This is a genomic window from Micromonospora sp. CA-240977, from assembly GCF_050942285.1.
Taxonomy (GTDB): Bacteria; Actinomycetota; Actinomycetes; order Mycobacteriales; family Micromonosporaceae; genus Micromonospora.
Genome location: NZ_CP192055.1, coordinates 3,936,622 through 3,951,651 on the forward strand (window position 1 = coordinate 3,936,622; position 15,030 = coordinate 3,951,651).

At 72.3% G+C, this 15,030-nt stretch carries 11 protein-coding genes and 2 pseudogenes; 7 read left to right on the plus strand and 6 right to left on the minus strand.

What is annotated here, in order from left to right; all coding sequences use genetic code 11:
* The first annotated feature begins 418 nt into the window (after positions 1–418).
* The 5 genes and pseudogenes from ACQPWW_RS18295 to ACQPWW_RS18315 all read left to right on the plus strand — a co-directional run bounded on the left by ACQPWW_RS18295 (position 419) and on the right by ACQPWW_RS18315 (position 6,040).
* Positions 419–1,216, plus strand: coding sequence for an AfsR/SARP family transcriptional regulator (locus tag ACQPWW_RS18295; protein ID WP_433124143.1), 798 nt, complete (start codon positions 419–421; stop codon positions 1,214–1,216).
* 90 nt (positions 1,217–1,306) lie between these two features.
* Positions 1,307–1,651, plus strand: a pseudogene (locus ACQPWW_RS18300) (TcmI family type II polyketide cyclase); the annotation flags it as partial.
* A gap of 154 nt (positions 1,652–1,805) precedes the next feature.
* Positions 1,806–3,155 carry an FAD-dependent oxidoreductase gene (locus ACQPWW_RS18305; protein ID WP_433124145.1) on the plus strand — a complete coding sequence of 450 codons (1,350 nt, stop codon included), beginning with the start codon at positions 1,806–1,808 and terminating at the stop codon, positions 3,153–3,155.
* 1,156 nt (positions 3,156–4,311) lie between these two features.
* Positions 4,312–4,548 (plus strand): annotated as a pseudogene (locus ACQPWW_RS18310) (helix-hairpin-helix domain-containing protein); the annotation flags it as partial.
* 334 nt (positions 4,549–4,882) lie between these two features.
* Complete coding sequence (locus tag ACQPWW_RS18315; protein ID WP_433124147.1) at positions 4,883–6,040, plus strand: low temperature requirement protein A; 1,158 nt, start codon at positions 4,883–4,885, stop codon at positions 6,038–6,040.
* A gap of 25 nt (positions 6,041–6,065) precedes the next feature.
* Here ACQPWW_RS18315 and ACQPWW_RS18320 read toward each other — a convergent pair whose 3' ends face one another.
* Both ACQPWW_RS18320 and ACQPWW_RS18325 read right to left on the minus strand, forming a co-directional pair.
* Positions 6,066–6,824, minus strand: a complete 759-nt coding sequence (locus tag ACQPWW_RS18320; RefSeq protein WP_433124148.1) for a maleate cis-trans isomerase family protein — start codon at positions 6,822–6,824, stop codon at positions 6,066–6,068.
* Entirely contained in the window at positions 6,821–7,648 is an 828-nt protein-coding gene (locus ACQPWW_RS18325) for a hypothetical protein (RefSeq protein WP_433124149.1), read from the minus strand. The genes ACQPWW_RS18320 and ACQPWW_RS18325 overlap by 4 nt, the downstream gene beginning before the upstream one ends.
* A 252-nt stretch (positions 7,649–7,900) precedes the next feature.
* On the opposite strand from ACQPWW_RS18325, the gene ACQPWW_RS18330 reads away from it, so the two are divergent.
* Both ACQPWW_RS18330 and ACQPWW_RS18335 read left to right on the plus strand, forming a co-directional pair.
* The gene (locus tag ACQPWW_RS18330; protein ID WP_110566517.1) at positions 7,901–8,107 is read left to right on the plus strand and encodes a hypothetical protein; all 207 of its coding nucleotides are present in this window, start codon (positions 7,901–7,903) and stop codon (positions 8,105–8,107) included.
* A 302-nt stretch (positions 8,108–8,409) separates the two neighbouring features.
* Positions 8,410–9,369, plus strand: a complete 960-nt coding sequence (locus ACQPWW_RS18335; RefSeq protein ID WP_433124151.1) for a TIGR03557 family F420-dependent LLM class oxidoreductase — start codon at positions 8,410–8,412, stop codon at positions 9,367–9,369.
* 112 nt (positions 9,370–9,481) lie between these two features.
* Here the strand turns inward: ACQPWW_RS18335 and ACQPWW_RS18340 are convergent, their stop codons facing one another.
* The 4 genes from ACQPWW_RS18340 to ACQPWW_RS18355 form a co-directional block, all read right to left on the minus strand.
* Positions 9,482–10,999, minus strand: a complete 1,518-nt coding sequence (locus ACQPWW_RS18340; RefSeq protein ID WP_433124153.1) for a hypothetical protein — start codon at positions 10,997–10,999, stop codon at positions 9,482–9,484.
* A 173-nt stretch (positions 11,000–11,172) separates the two neighbouring features.
* Positions 11,173–13,269 (minus strand): amino acid transporter, encoded by a 2,097-nt coding sequence (locus ACQPWW_RS18345; protein ID WP_433124155.1) that lies wholly within the window; start codon positions 13,267–13,269, stop codon positions 11,173–11,175.
* An 87-nt stretch (positions 13,270–13,356) separates the two neighbouring features.
* Positions 13,357–13,758, minus strand: coding sequence for a hypothetical protein (locus ACQPWW_RS18350; RefSeq protein WP_433124156.1), 402 nt, complete (start codon positions 13,756–13,758; stop codon positions 13,357–13,359).
* A gap of 374 nt (positions 13,759–14,132) precedes the next feature.
* Entirely contained in the window at positions 14,133–14,903 is a 771-nt protein-coding gene (locus tag ACQPWW_RS18355) for a DUF5995 family protein (RefSeq protein WP_355032607.1), read from the minus strand.
* Positions 14,904–15,030: the final 127 nt, after the last annotated feature.

Sequence of the window (15,030 nt, forward strand, 5' to 3'; positions counted from 1 at the left end):
CGGCGACGGGTGGCCCCGGACGCGCTGGACGACTGCGGACACGATGCGGCAGCCCTCGTCACGGCGGCGTCACCGCGCCGCACCGGCCAGGGACGTATGACGGTGACGCTGCGTTGACGCATCCTGTGTACCAGCTATGCGTACGCTGCACCCGAGGCGGCCGGACCGCCGACCATTTGCGCAGTTCAGAACTGATCTCAGATTGACTGCCGACCAATAGAAGGTTCACCGCGTCGTTGACTCACCGTGACTGCTATTGATAATCTTCACAGTGGTCAGCCCGGCCGCCCCGGCGGGCGGGGCCGCGCCCGGCATCCGGGGGCCGCGCCCGCACCGGTGGGGCCGACAGTGGTGTCGCGGGCAACCAATCCGGGACACAGCAGACAGTCGGGACGAGCGTTCCGCAGGGGGTGCCGCCGTGACCGCTGACCAGTCCGTCCCGACCGCCGGCGAGCCGCCCGGGGAGGGCGTCTCACTCCACCTGCTCGGCGGTTTCCGACTGTTGCGCGAGGCGGTGCCGGTCGTGGTGCCGCGCGGGCTGCAACGGGTGATCGCCCTGATCGGGCTGCGCCCCGGCGCCACCCGCAGCCAACTCGCGGGCCTGCTCTGGCCGGACGCGTCGGAGGAACGGGCGCTGTCCTCACTCCGCACCGCGCTGTGGCGACTCCGCCAGGATCCGTGCTGCCCGATGACCGTGGCCAGCGACACCGTACGGCTCGGCCCGACGGTCCGCCTCGACGTGGACGACCTGGTCGGCACCGCGGCCCGGGTCCGTGACGGCGACGACCCGCGCATCGCCGCGGGAGCGCTCGCCGCCGGACGGCACGACCTCCTGCCCGGCTGGTACGACGACTGGGTGCTGCTGGACCGGGAGAGACTGCGCCAACTTCGCCTGCACATGCTGGAACAGGTGGCCGGGCAGCACCTCACCGCGGGGCGGCACGGTGAGGCCCTCGAAGCCGCGCTGGAGGCGATGGCCGCCGAGCCGTTACGGGAGACGCCCCACCGGCTGGTGGTCCGCATCCACCTGGCCGAGGGCAACGCCTTCGAGGCCGTGCACGCCTTCTACGTCTACCGGGACCTGCTGCGCCGGGAGTTGAGTCTGGAGCCGAGCCCCGCGATGAGCGCCCTGCTCGACGACACGCTCGCCCCGATCCGCCAGGCCAGCCGCGAAGCCGTCACCGACCGCCCGTCACCAGCGGGCCGGCGGACGTGACGGTGATGTGACAGACGCTGCGGCACGGTAGGCGCACAGAGCACGTGGCGCCGATCCGCGGATCGGGAAGCCACCGGCGGAAGGGGTCCCATGAGTCGTCTACTGATCGTCAGCCGGATCATCCCGGGCGCGGAGGGGCGGGTCGCACAGATCTTCGCCGAGTCCGACGCCACCGACCTGCCCGGTCTGACCGGCGTCACGCACCGATCCCTGTACTGCCTGCACGACCTGTGCGTACACCTGCTGGAGACCTCGGACGTCGATCCGGACGCGCTCGCGGCGGCCCGCAACCACCCGCTCTTCCAACAGGTCAACGAGCGGCTCTCCGCGCACACGTCGCCGTACCTGCCGACCTGGCGCTCCCCCCGGGACGCGATCGCCGGCTGCTTCTACCGGTGGGACGCCCCCGACGTGCCCGCGGCGCGTCCCGCCGGCACCGACGCGCCCACGGCGCGCCCGGCCAGCACCGACGTGCCCGCGGCACGTCCCGCCGGCAGCGACGCGCCCACTGCGCGTCCGGCCAGCTCCGACGCGCCCACGGCGCGTCCGGCCAGTACGGACGCGCCCGCGGCACACCCGGCGGGCTGACATGCCCGCCGCGCCACCGCACGTCCTGATCATCGGCGCCGGCACGGGCGGGTTGTGCCTGGCGCACGGCCTGCGCCGTGCCGGGATCAGCGTCGCCGTCTACGAGCGGCACCGCGACCGCGCCGAAGGGCTGCTCGGCTACCGGGTCGGCATCGGCCCCACCGGTAGCCGGGCCCTGCGGCAGTGCCTGTCCCCGGAGTTGTTCGCCACCTTCCTGGCCACCTGCGCGCGGCCGCCGCACTACTTCAACGTGGTCACCCAGGGGCTCCGCCAGACCGCGTCGTTCGCACTGCGACCGAGCGCCGACCCGGTGCGCACCGAACATTCGGTGGCCCGGATGGTGCTGCGCCAGGTGCTGCTGACCGGTCTGGACGACGTGGTGCACTTCGACAAGACCTTCACCCGCTACGAGCAGCGCGACGACGGCACGGTCACCGCGTACTTCGCCGACGGCACCAGCGCCACCGGCAACCTGCTGGTCGGCGCGGACGGCACCCACTCGGCCGTGCGCCGGCAGTACCTGCCGCACGCCGTCACCCGCGACGCCGGCACCATCAACATCGCCACCCGGATCCCGCTCACCCCGCACACCCGCGGCCTCGTTCCGGAGCGGGTCCGTCAGGGCATCTCGCTGATCTTCGGCGTCGGCGGGATGATGGGCGTCCTGCACGTCATGGAGTTCAAGTGGGACGCCCGGCGGGCGGTCAAACCCGGCGTCAGCGACGCCGACGCGGCGCTGCTGCGAAACTGGCCCGGCCTGTCCCACGACACCACCACCGACAACATCAACCTGATCATCTGGAGCACGGGTCGCCGCTTCCCGACCGACGTCATGGACCGTCGCGGCGAGGACCTGGTGAGCGTGGCCCTGGACCTCACCTCCAACTGGCATCCGAACCTGCGGGAGCTGCTGACCCGCGCGGACCCGGACAGCGCCCTACCGATCAGGGTGTCCACGTCCGAGCCGACGCCGCCGTGGAAGAGCAGCACCGTCACCATGCTCGGCGACGCCATCCACACAATGACCCCCGGCCGCGGGGTGGGCGCGAACACCGCGCTGCGCGACGCCCGCCTGCTCTGCGACCAACTCGGCCGCGCCGTCACCGGCGACAAGACGCTGGTGCAGGCGGTTGCCGACTACGAGGCCGCGATGGTGCCGTACGGCTTCGCGCGGGTCGCCGAGTCGCTGAACCGCAGCGGCACCAGCGGCGACGACCGGATGTACCGGCCGGTGGTGGGTCGACTCGCGCTCCTCGGCGCGCGCGGCTACTTCGGAGTGACAAGCCGGGTCCCACGGCTGCGTCGCCGGTTCGTCGACGACTTCCACACCTACGAGGGCGACCAGGACTGAGTCCGGCTTCGGCCCGTCGACCCGGGCCCGGCGTCCCCCGCCGGGCCCGGGTCTCGTCGTGTCCCCGGCTTTCGTCGTGCCGTGCCCGGGTCTCGTCGTGTCCCCGGGTTTCGTGCTGTTCGGTGCGACGCTGCGTGACCCGGCGGGCACCGCCTGAGGCGACCGCCCCAACCGGGACACCTGGGGCGGATCCTCTCTGTCGTCCGCAATACGCGTGTGCGAAGCTGCGGCGAGTTTTTCTCGTGACTTTTCCAACGAGCTGAGAGGGAGGTTCGCCGTGGCGTGGTCTATCGGACACTCGCTGATAGTGGTACTGGCACTGTTGCTGGGCCTGGCCGCCGGGTGGCTGCTGCGCGGCCGGCGGGGCGTACAGGGCAATTCGATAGTGGACGGAGATCCTGTGGCCGGCCTGGCCGTGATCTCCACGCCGACGCCGGCGGCCACCACCGACGAGGCCCGGCCCGCCGCCACCGTCGACCCCGCTCCGACAGCGGTCGCCGACGAACCGGTGCCGGTGGACACGGTCAGCGCGCCCGCCGCCATCACCGCACTGAACGGCGTCGACTCCACGTCCACGCCGGTCGAGGTCCCGGCGAACGCCCCGAGCACCGTCGACCCGGGTGACATGGCGCTGACCGAGCCCCCGCCGCCCGTACCGGACGCCGAGCAGCCCGACCCGGCATCCGTTGTCGCTCCCCGCCAACCCGCCGACGACCTCCCGTCCGACGACATCGCGCCGCTGGCCGACGAGCCCGGCGCGGCCACCCCGGCCGACGACGCGGCGACCAGGGCCACGGTGGCCGACGCGGCGCCGGCGGAGGCTGCGGTCACCGTCGACGCGGCGAACGCGGGCTCGACGGACGCGGACGCGGTGCGCACCGAGCCGGTGGACACCGACACGGTCGACGCCGAAGCGGTGAGGACCAACGGCGTGGACGCGGACGCGGTGGGCGCCGACCTGGTGAACGCCGGCGCGGTGAACGCCGAGCCGGTGGGCACCGAGCCGGTGGGCACCGAGCCGGTGGACGCGGAGTCGGACTCGGCGCGGCCCGTGGTTGCCGCGCCTCCGGTCCGGTCGAGCGCCACCGCGACGCCGCCGGTCGGTACGGACGTCGACAGCGCCAACGACACGGATGTCGACCCGACGGGTCCGGCGGACGACTTCCGCCGCATCCAGGGGGTCGGGCCGAAGATGGCGGCCGCCCTGCAGGACGCCGGCGTGCGGACGTACGGCCAGCTCGGCGCGTTGGACGAGGCGGCGCTGCGCGATCTGATCCGGGCCGCCGGCCTGCGCGCCGCCCCCGGGCTGGCCACCTGGCCACAGCAGGCCCGCGTGCTCGCCGGCGCGGGCGACGAGATGGCCACCGTGCTGCCGAACGGCAACCAGGCCTGACGCCGGCGATCGAGCCCTCGGCCGACCGTCCGACGCGACGGTAGGTCGAGGGCTCGCCCGGGGTCGGGCCGACCGACGAGGCGCACCATGGTCGACTCGGGTTCCTGGAAGTCGGGGCATTCGGCCTTCCCGGATGCCCCGACTTCCGGGAACTCGAGTCGATCGTCCCCCCGGTCGGGGGAAGACCCGGCGATTCGGCGGCCCCACCGCCGACCGATCGTTACCGTCCGTTCAGGTGGGCCGGACGGGTCCGTCGAGTCGACCGGTTCCGCAGGAGTAACCCGTGCACCTCCCCGCGCCGGAGCCCGGGTCCCCGCGGTCCCGTCGTCCCCCGGTGCGTGACCCGGAGGCCCCGCGCAGGGTGACCCTCCTCGAACTCTTCTTCGACCTGGTCTACGTGGTCGCCCTGGCGCTCATCTCCCGGGGCATGGTCCACCAGCTCGACTGGCACCGGGCCGGGCAGGCACTGATCATGCTGGCCGCCGTCTGGTGGACGTGGGTGATAACCACCCTGGTCACCGACCTGTACAACCCGGAACGCGCCGAGATCAAGCTGCTGATCAGCGCCGTGATGTTCGGCGCGCTGCTGATGACCACGGCGATCCCGGAGGCGTTCAACGATCGTGGGCTGGTGTTCGCCGGCACCTACGTGGCGATCCACCTCGGGCGCGGACTGTTCCTGATGCCGGCCGTCCGCCGCGAACCGCAGACCCAGCGCCGCGCGGCACGCATCTTTCTCTGGTTCGCGGTGTCCGCGATCCCGTGGATCATCGGCGCGTTCGTCGGCGCGGACGCCCGCCTGGCGTGCTGGGCCGTCGCGCTCGCCATCGACTACGTCGGTTTCCGGCTCGCGTACCCGGTGCCGGGGCTCGGGGTGGTGCCGGAACCCCAGCGCAACGTCACAGCGGAGCACCTCTCCGAGCGCTACCAGCAGTTCTTCATCATCGCCCTCGGCGACGCCATCCTGACCATCGGCACCATGTTCAGCGCGGCGCACAGCGAGGCGCAGAACATCGGCGTGTTCGCTGTGGCGTTCCTGACCACCCTGCTGCTCTGGCGGATCTACGTCCACAAGTCCGGTCAGCTGCTGCCGAAGGCCATCAAGGGGTCGGGGTCACCGAGTAAGTTCCTGTTCACCGCGCCGTACACCCATCTGGTGATGGTCGCCGGGGTGGTGACCACGACGACCGGGTTCGACCTCGTGCTGCACGAGCCGACCGGGCGGACGCCGCCGGCCTGGGCGGCGGTGATCCTCGGCGGCCCGGCGCTCTTCCTGGCCGGTCGGGCCTCCTTCGAGTACGAGGTGTTCAGCCGGGTGTCCTGGTCCCGTCCCGGCGGTGTGCTGGCGCTGCTGACCATCGCGCCCGCCGTGCTGTACGTGTCGCCGGTGTTCGCCTCCCTCGGCGCCCTCCTGGTGCTGATCGGCGTGGCCTACGCGGACTTCCGGCGGAGCTACGGCAAACCGCCGGAGGCCCCATCCCCACCGCACTGAGCCAGGCGGCCGGCACCGGCCCTGTTCACTGGGACGTCGAACCGGCGAGCAGCCGTCCGGCGTCCGGCACGTACGGCTCGACACCCAGCCTGGTGAGCAACTGGTGCACGGTGGCGGTGGCCGCGGTGAGCACCGGACGGCCGAGTCGGGCCTCCACCCGCGGCACCGCCGCCAACGACGGCAGCTGTACGCAGGCGGAGAGGACCACCGCGTCCACGTCGGTCACGTCCAGCCGCTCGGCCACCTCGACCAGGTGAGCGGTGGGAACGCGCCCCACCGCGACGTTGTCCGGCTCGCTCAGGCTCACCGCCTCGGTCACCCGCACACCGTGCGAGGCGAGGTAGGCGACGACGGTCGCGGTCAACGGCGGCAGGTACGGCGCGATCAGGGCCACCCGGCGGGCTCCCAGCGCGCGCAGCCCGGCGACCAGGGCGCCCGCGCTGCTCACCACCGGCATGTCGTGCCCGGCGCGACCGGCCGCGCGGCCCAACCGCCGCTCGGCCCGCTCGTGCGCGCCAGGGCCCTCGCACATGACCGCCACCAGGCAGGCGTACGCGAGCACGTCGCAGTGGGCGTCGGCCAACTCGGCGACGCAGCGCAGAGCGGAGCGGTTCATCCGGGCCAGCTCGTCGGGGGTCACCTGACGCAGTCGTACCCGGCTCGAGTGGGTGGTGAAGCGGACCGTCGCGTCGACGGTCTCCCGGCGGCGCAGCATGGCCGGGATCTCGGTCTCCATCGTGGTGTTCGAACTGGGCACCACCAGGCCGACGCGGTAACCGCTCACACCAGCGCCCCGGCGTACGCGCGGACCCGCAGTCGCTGCACGCCGGTGCCGCCCAGGCGTACCTGCAGGCCGAGCGGCGCGGCGGCGCGGCGGACGTCATCCAGGTGCAGCGATCCGTGCCGGTCCACGGTGAGCACCGGCGGCTCCTCGAGCTCGCCCTCCGGCGCGTGGAAGGACAGCAGCGTGACGGAGGTGGTGAGGTAGCCCGGGTACGCGGCGCGGGCCGCCGACTCGTCCCGGTGGGCGAGCACCACCAGGTCGTCGAGGTGGGCGAAGTCGGCGGCGAGGGCGCCGGCCTTCCAGTGCGCCGGCTCCTCGGCCGCGCCGGTGAGATGCCGGGACCGGTTCGCCGAGGTGATGTAGAGGTGGTCCGATCCGGTCTCGGCGAGCGCCCGCTCGAAGAAGACGTTGGACGGGCAGGTCAGGCCGGGTGCGATCACCTGGGTGGTGCGCAGTCCCTGATCGACCTGGGTGAGGTGCTCGGGGAGCCGCTCCGCCGCCGGCCCCCGGAAGCCGAACGGCCCGGCGCCGTAGAGGGCGTCCATCAGCGCCCGCACCCGACCGACCGGCAGCCGTGGCGAGATCCGCGTCCAGTCGAACATCCCCGGGATGCGGCCGATCGCTGTGGTGATGCTGCCGACCTGCTGGGCTGGGCGACCCTTGGCCAGGTTGACCCGGCGGACGGTGGCCGCGTCGGGACGCGTGACGATGACGTAGAAGTTGGCGAACGCCGCCGCGACGACCGCGCCGCGAGCCAACGCGCGGGCCGCGACCGCGACGTCCTCGGGACGGTCGATGTACAGGGGCGGTGTGGGGGCGTCCATGAGTCCTCCTCGGCGGGGCCGTGAGGCAGTTCTACGTCCGCCGAACGGCACGACGGCCGGGTCGGTCGCCGATCCGATAGCCGACACGCGTTACCCCGTGCGAGCGGCCGATCCCGGGCGGTACGCAACGGCGAACGGCATCGGCCGGACGGGGGATCCAGCGCGGCCCCGCCCCGGTGTCCGTTAGCCGCACGACCCAATTGGGTACAACGACTGCACCTCAGATCCACCACATTTCCTCAGGAGGCAGCGATGCGCGGCACCTCGATACTCGGAGTCATCGTCGTGATCTGGCTGTTGATCGGCGCGATCGCCGCCGGCCAACGCGGCTACTACAGCGGCGACGACACCAACTGCGCCGAAGCCGGCACCATCCTGGTCACCATCGTGGCCGGTCCGTTGAACTACATCGGCGCCAACCCCAAGGTCGACTGCAAGCTGCCGGAGCCCTCCAAGTAGGACAGACGTACGTCGGCCCGCGCCCCTCGACCCCGGGGCGCGGGCCGACGTATGTACGGGGGTGGATCAGCCGTCGGAGACGTACCGGAACGGGACGCACCGTCAGCGGCTGTCGTGTGCCCTCCAGGGTCAGCGAGTGGTCGACGCGAGTCGCCCCGGGGTATGCAGGGCCGGCATCCGTTCGGGGATCACACCCCGTACGGCATCCTAGGAGGCTGGTCTGCGAGCGTCGTCGGTGTTTGTCGACGCGGAGGTCGGGAACCGACCCGCGTCAGTCGGCGGATGGAAATCGGGGGCGGGGCATGCAGATCGGCTACAAGCTGGCCGCGGAGGGGTACGGCCCACAGGAGATCATCCGGCAGGCCGTCCTGGCCGAGCAGGCTGGTTTCGACTTCGTCGAGATGAGCGACCACTTCCACCCCTGGTTGGACGCGCAGGGCCACTCGTCGTTCACCTGGAGCGTGCTCGGCGCCATCGCCGCCAAGACCAGCACACTGCGCCTGGCCACCGGCGTCACCTGCCCAACCGTCCGCTACCACCCGGCGATCATCGCGCAGGCCGCGGCGACCATGGCGCTGGTCTCCGGCGGGCGGTTCACCCTCGGGGTGGGGGCCGGTGAGCGACTCAACGAGCACGTGGTCGGTCGGGGCTTCCCCAGCGTCCAGGGCCGGCACGAGCGGCTGCGCGAGGCGCTGGAGATCATCCGGCTGCTCTGGCAGGGCGGCTACCAGTCCTACGAGGGCCGGCACCTGCACCTGGAGGACGCCCGGGTCTTCGACCTGCCGGACACCCCGCCGGTGATCGCGGTGGCGGCCAGTGGCGAGGCGTCGGCCCGGCTCGCCGCGGAACTGGGCGACGGGTTGTTCGCCACCGAGCCGGACGCCTCGATCGTCGAGCACTACCGGCGGGCCCACGGCTCCGGCCCGCGCTACGCGGAGGTTCCGCTGGCGTGGGCCAGTGACGAGCAACAGGCGGTACAGGAGGTGTTGCGTTCCAGCCGGTGGATGGTCACCGGCTGGAAGGTGATGAGCGAACTGCCGAACCCTGTCAACTTCGACGCGGCCAGCGCGCACGTGGAGGAGAAGCACATCCGCCAGCTCTTCGCCATCGGGCCCGACCCGGAGCCGCACGTGGCCAAGGTCCGGTCGTACGTCGAGGCCGGCTTCGACCACATCGTCCTGCAGAACGCCGGCCCCGACCCGGACGGCTTCCTCGATTTCTTCGCCGGCACCCTCGCCGCCCGGCTGCGCGCCATGGCCTGACGCCGCCAGCGCGACGGCCGCACGGCGGACCGCGACGCCAGGCGGCACGGACGACGGCCGCCCGGACGATCGCGGTGATCGTCCGGGCGGCCGGCTGGGCGCGCGGGTCTGCTCAGCGGAAGCAGTGCGCGACAGGTACCGCGCTGCCCTCGCAGTTGGTCGGCTCGTTCTCGACGACCACGCTCTCGTCGTCGATCTTGATCTGGGCGTGCGCGGCGAAGATGCCACCGGGCTTCACCGTCGACGCGTTGTGGGTGACCTTGCTGGTGTAGAGCGCCACCGAGCCCGCGGACGCGTAGATGCCACCGCCGCTGGACGCGGCGCCGACCGCCTCGTTGCGGGTCACGTCGCTGCCCCGGACCTGCAGGTTCGCCTTCTCGGCGTAGATGCCGGCGCCGACGCCGTGGGTGGTGTTGCCGTCGACAACGCTGTCGTCGAGCGGCGTCAGACCCTTCACCGTGGAGATGCCGCCACCGTTGACGGTGGACGTGTTGCCCCGGATGGTCATCCTGCGCATCACCAGCACCGCGTCGGAGTTGGCGGCGCCGCCGCCGACCTGCGCGGTGTTGTTCAGCAACTCGGTGTCGGAGACCTTCGTCCGGGCCGAGAAGCTGGCCAGCCCGCCGCCCTGGCCCGCGCTGTTCTGGGTGAACGAGACGCTCTCCACGTCGGCCGCGCCGCGGTAGTTGCCGAGCCCGCCTCCGTAGCCGTTGGCGCTGTTGCTGTGGAACTCCGAGCGCTTCAGCGTCAGCACACCGCCGTTGAGCAGGCCCCCGCCCTTGCCCGCGGCGCCGGAGGCGCTGTTGCCGACGAAGGTGGAGTCGCTGACCACCATGTTGCCGTCGTTGAAGATCCCACCGCCGCCGCCCTCCGGGGACAGCGAGGTGCTCTGGGAGACGGTGACCCGCTCCACGACGGCGGTCGCCCCGTGCACCACGTGCACGCTGCCGCCCTCGATGGCCGAGCGGCCGTTGTGCAACTCCATGTCGCGCAGTGTCAACTCGCCACCGTCGCGGACCGTGAAGAAGCGGAACGGCGCGGCCTGGGCGTCCCGGGCGATGGTGGCGCCGGCGCCGTCGATCGTGATGGGCTGGTAGATCACCGGCAGGCCCGCGGTGTCGTCGGCCGGGTTGTGCGGCGGCGCGTCGGCGTCACCGGGGGTTTCCGCGGCGTCGGCCGTCTCCCGCGCGTCGCGGATCCCCCCGTCGTACTGGTCGGTCTCGTGGAACGCCTCGGTGAGCAGGTAGCGGCACTTGGGCGCGAGCCGCAGTTCCGCGCCGCCCTCGGCGTTGGCCGTCACCAGCGCCGCCACCAGCTTCGCGGCGTCGCAGGGCACCGACACCACGCCCCGCTTGCCGGTGCCCGGGCTGGGCGCGTGGCCCCGATCCCCGCCGCCCTGGTCGCGCTCCGCCCCGCTCTCGTCGCCGGCACGGCGGTCGTCGTCGGATCCGGCCGCCGCGCTCAGCCGGCCCAGACCGGGGAGGGAGAGGTCACGGTCGGACGCCGCGGCCACACCGGCCACGCCGGCCGCTCCCACGACCAGGCTTCCCGCCAGCAAGCCGCTGGCCAAGAACCATCGGGACCGACGTCTGGGTCGGATCTCGCGGTCTCCTCCTTGGTACGTGGACATCAAAGGTGCCTGCCTTCCTGCCTGCAAGACGTGACCGCGCGCCGATCCGGGCGCGGGGGGCTCGACGTAGCGCCGACCACCAGACGTCACGATAAGTCCGCAATACGGACAGGAAGGCGTGAACGTGAATAGTGCCCCTATTCATCTTTCAGCCCCGTCAAACGGGCAACCCGTCAGCCGCCGACGTGGATGCCGGGACGACGCAGCGGGTCCCGCTCGGCCCGCCGGATGATCTCCCGCACCACCGGCGGGGTGTCGCCCCGACCGAGGATCAGATAGCGCGCCAGGTGCGCGATCGGGCTCCCCTCCGACCACTCGAAGTGCGCGTGCGGCCGTACCCCGGTGGCGTCCCGCAGGGCCAACAGGATCGCGGCGATGGCGTTGGGCGCGGCCGGACTGCTGGCCCGCAACACCCGGAAGCCCCCCACCTCGATCCCGTGCACCCGCAGCACCTGGCTGAACTCCGACGGGTCGACAACGTCGATCTCCAGGAACAGCACATCCGCCGCCCCGGGCACCGGGTTCATCCCCCGCTGCGCCCGTTCCTTGACCGTGTACTCCTTCACCGAGCCCTTCTGCCGCTTGTTCGCGATCAGGTGCAGCTGCCCGTCGTGGGCCAGCGACTCGGTGACGAACCGACGGGCCGGCTCGTCGAACTCGATCCGCTCGGCGCGCAGCTCGGTGGTCCGGGTGACCCGGGAGACCAACGAGACAGCGATGATGCCGAGGATGAACAGCGCGGAGATGGTGATCCCGTCCGGCTGCTCGATGACGTTCTCCAGCAACGCGTACAGCAGCACCAGGGTCAGCACTGTGAAGCCGAGGGCGACGGCGCGTTGGTGGTGGCGGGCCGCGGAGATCGTCACCGCCACCGCGCCGGAGACCATCATCGCCAGGATGCCCGTCGCGTACGCCCCGGCCTGGGCGTTGACGTCGGCCCGGAAGGCGATCGTGATGGCGACGCTGACGACCGTGTAGACGATCACCACCGGACGCACCGCCCGCGCCCACTCCGGCGCCATGCCGTACGAGGGCAGGTAGCGCGGCACGATGTTGATCAGCCCGGCCATCGCCGAGGCGCCGGCGAACCAGAGGATGAGCACGCTGCTCACGTCGTAGACGGTGCCGAACGCCTCGCCCAGGTGGGCGTGCGCCAGGAACGCCAGGGCCCGCCCGTTGGCGGCCCCGCCGGGCCGGAACTCCTCCGCCGGGATGAGCGCCGTGGTCACGAAGGTCGTCGAGATGAGGTACACCGACATGATCAGCGCGGCGGTTGTGAGCAGCCGGCGCGTGTTGCGGATCCGGGCGGCGAGCCGGGCCTGCGTGTCCGCCCCGTCGGCCCGGACCAGCGGCATCATGCTCACCCCGGTCTCGAACCCGGACAACCCCAGCACCAGCAGCGGGAACGCCAGCACGGCCGTGAGCAGCACGTGCCCCGGCCCGCCGCCGCCGGAGGTCAGCGCGGCGGTCCAGTCCGACACGATGCCCGGATCGGCGACGATCCGGGCCACCGCGACCACGACGATCACCGCGTTGAGCACCAGGAAGACGGCGACCAACGGGATGGCCACCACCACCGCCTCGCGGAAGCCGAGCAGGAACACGCCGCCGAGGATGAGCAGCAGCACCACGGTGACCACGACCGGGACGGCGGGGCCGTGCAGCGCGTCGGGCAGGTACGGGTTCTCCAGCAGGTGCACTGTGGCGTCCGCCGAGGAGAGGGTGATCGTGATGATCCAGGAGGTGGCCACGAAACCGAGCAGCACGAGTACGAAGATCTTGCCCCGCCAGAACGGCAGCAGACGCTCCAGCATCGCCACCGACCCCTGCCCGTGCGGGCTCTCCTGGGCCACCCGCCGGTACATCGGCAACATGCCGAACAGGGTGAGCACGACGATCAGCAGGGTCGCCAGCGGGGACAGCGCACCGGCCGCCACCGCCGCGATACCCGGCAGGTACGACAGCGTGGAGAAGTAGTCGACGCCGGTCAGGCACATCACCTGCCACCAGGCGTGCCGACGGTTCTGTCCCTCGCCCGCCTCCGGGCCCGGCGGCTGCACCTGGTGCTGGAAGAGCCACCGACGCAGCGGACTGGCCGGCGGCGCCGACCGCGCCGCCGTCGCCACGCGGTCGGGCACCACGACACCCGGCCGGCCGCCCCGGTGCGGGCGGGCCGGATCGCGGGCCGCCCGCAGGGCCGGGTCCGGCCCCGTCGGCGCGTGGCGGCGCCCGTTCCAACGTCGTGGTTTCGCCCGGTGCTCGTCACCCATCGCCAGTCCCACCCTCACAGGTCCTGATCCGACGGTAGGCGGTGGCGCAGGACCCGACCGGCCGAACCGGGCAGGTGGATGGCCAGCTCAGGGCAGGTCCGGCACGGCGAGCAGGCGGGCCAGTGCGGGCGGGTCGGCGATGGTCACGGTGGCCGCCGGGTGTCGTGGCCGCCCGCCCGGCACCACCGCCGGCACCGGCGTGCCGAACCGCAGACAGATCCCGCCGGCCGTGCTGCTGCCGAAGCTCGCGCCCGCGTCGGCAAGCGACACGTGTGGCCCGATCGCCCGCCACCAGCGGTACGGGCCGCTCAGCTCGACGGCTGTCACGTTCTCCCGGGCGGTGCGCAGCCGCCACGGCCCGTACCGGATCAACAGATCCCGGTCGGTGACGGCGACCCAGGCCGTCGCCGGGCGGACGCCCAGCAGCGCCAACAGCGGGCGGAACAGCGGATCGAAGCGGAACGCGAACCGCGTCGCGGCACCGGTCATCGCGCACCGGGTCGGACGGTGGGTCGCGGCACCGGGCCACCCGGCCGCAGGGGGCCGGGCCGCGCGGGCCGGGGGCGGGCGGCGGGCCGACGCCGGGCCAGGACGGTCATGGCGCGGGCGTACCCGGTACGAGCCCGCCGACACCCCCGATATCCGCCGCCGTCGGGACGAACCCGACGCCCTCTCCCCCACCGTCGGCCGGCCCCCCGAGCCGGCCGACGGTGGCAGACGGTCGACACCCCCCGGGGCCGACCGGCTGCACCCCCCGGGGCGACCGCTTGCCGGCGGCCACCCCGGTGGGGCGGATCTGATGAAACGCGCCCCCGCGCTCCGCCGCCCCCCACGGGGCGGAGCGCGGGGACCCCCCGTCCCGGCTACTGCAGAAACGCTCCCAGGGGCGAGAGCAGTAGCCGGCCGAGCGCCGCGGCGTTGTCGTCCAACCGCGTGCGCTCACACTCACGGGCGTCCGGGTCGTGCCGGCACCGCCAGATCTTCTGCGCGTTACGCCAGGCGACGTCGCGGGTGTACTCGACCAGCTCCCCCTGGTACCAGTCGTCGATGTCGCCGTTGAGCATGTCGATGAGCAGCTGCCACCGCTCCAGATAGCCCCGGCGCAGGCCGGGGATCTTGTCCGCGAAGATCTTGTTGATCTCCAAATAGTCGTGGTGCTGGTCACTGCCGTCGACCGGCTCCGACTCCAGGTGGTCGAACGTCGTCACCAGCGCGAAGGGCAGGTCGAAGTTGATGTGGGCGTTGACCCCGGCCGCCGCCGACGGCAGTGGGCGGGCGTCCGGCCCCCGCATCCGCTCGAAGAGGCACGACCACGCCTTCGGCGTGCCCGGACTGGAGTCGGTCCAGAGCCGCATCGCGTCGAAATACCGCGCCGCGAACTCCACGTCGAGCCGGGAGAGAAAGGCCGGGTCGACGAAGCGGTCGTCGTACAGCCCGTCCAACACGCTGCTGGTGATGGTCAGGTAGAGCCTGTTGAAGTCCGCCAGCGGGCAACTGGCCTCCAACGGAGGCAACCGCACCAGCATGTCCTGAAGCTTGGTGAGGTGGTCGACAACGGCCGGCACGTCCGCGGGATGGTCGGCGAGCAGGTCGACGATGTCCCGGTGGACGGGCCCCCAGACCGGTTCGGTCATCTCTCCTCCATAGTGGTCGGCGGCATCCCCCGTGCCGTCGTCGACGCGGCCCAGCCTCTCAGCCGACACCCACCCGCCGAATCAGTAGAACGACGTATCCCGGCGCGCACACGTGGTGTGGCGCGGT

Coding starts and splice junctions, on each gene's coding strand:
- ACQPWW_RS18305 (WP_433124145.1), top strand. CDS start 1,806: ATGCCCGCCGCGCCACCGCACGTCCTGATCATCGGCGCCGGCACGGGC.
- ACQPWW_RS18325 (WP_433124149.1), bottom strand. CDS start 7,648: ATGGACGCCCCCACACCGCCCCTGTACATCGACCGTCCCGAGGACGTC.
- ACQPWW_RS18330 (WP_110566517.1), top strand. CDS start 7,901: ATGCGCGGCACCTCGATACTCGGAGTCATCGTCGTGATCTGGCTGTTG.
- ACQPWW_RS18335 (WP_433124151.1), top strand. CDS start 8,410: ATGCAGATCGGCTACAAGCTGGCCGCGGAGGGGTACGGCCCACAGGAG.
- ACQPWW_RS18340 (WP_433124153.1), bottom strand. CDS start 10,999: ATGTCCACGTACCAAGGAGGAGACCGCGAGATCCGACCCAGACGTCGG.
- ACQPWW_RS18345 (WP_433124155.1), bottom strand. CDS start 13,269: ATGGGTGACGAGCACCGGGCGAAACCACGACGTTGGAACGGGCGCCGC.
- ACQPWW_RS18350 (WP_433124156.1), bottom strand. CDS start 13,758: ATGACCGGTGCCGCGACGCGGTTCGCGTTCCGCTTCGATCCGCTGTTC.
- ACQPWW_RS18355 (WP_355032607.1), bottom strand. CDS start 14,903: ATGACCGAACCGGTCTGGGGGCCCGTCCACCGGGACATCGTCGACCTG.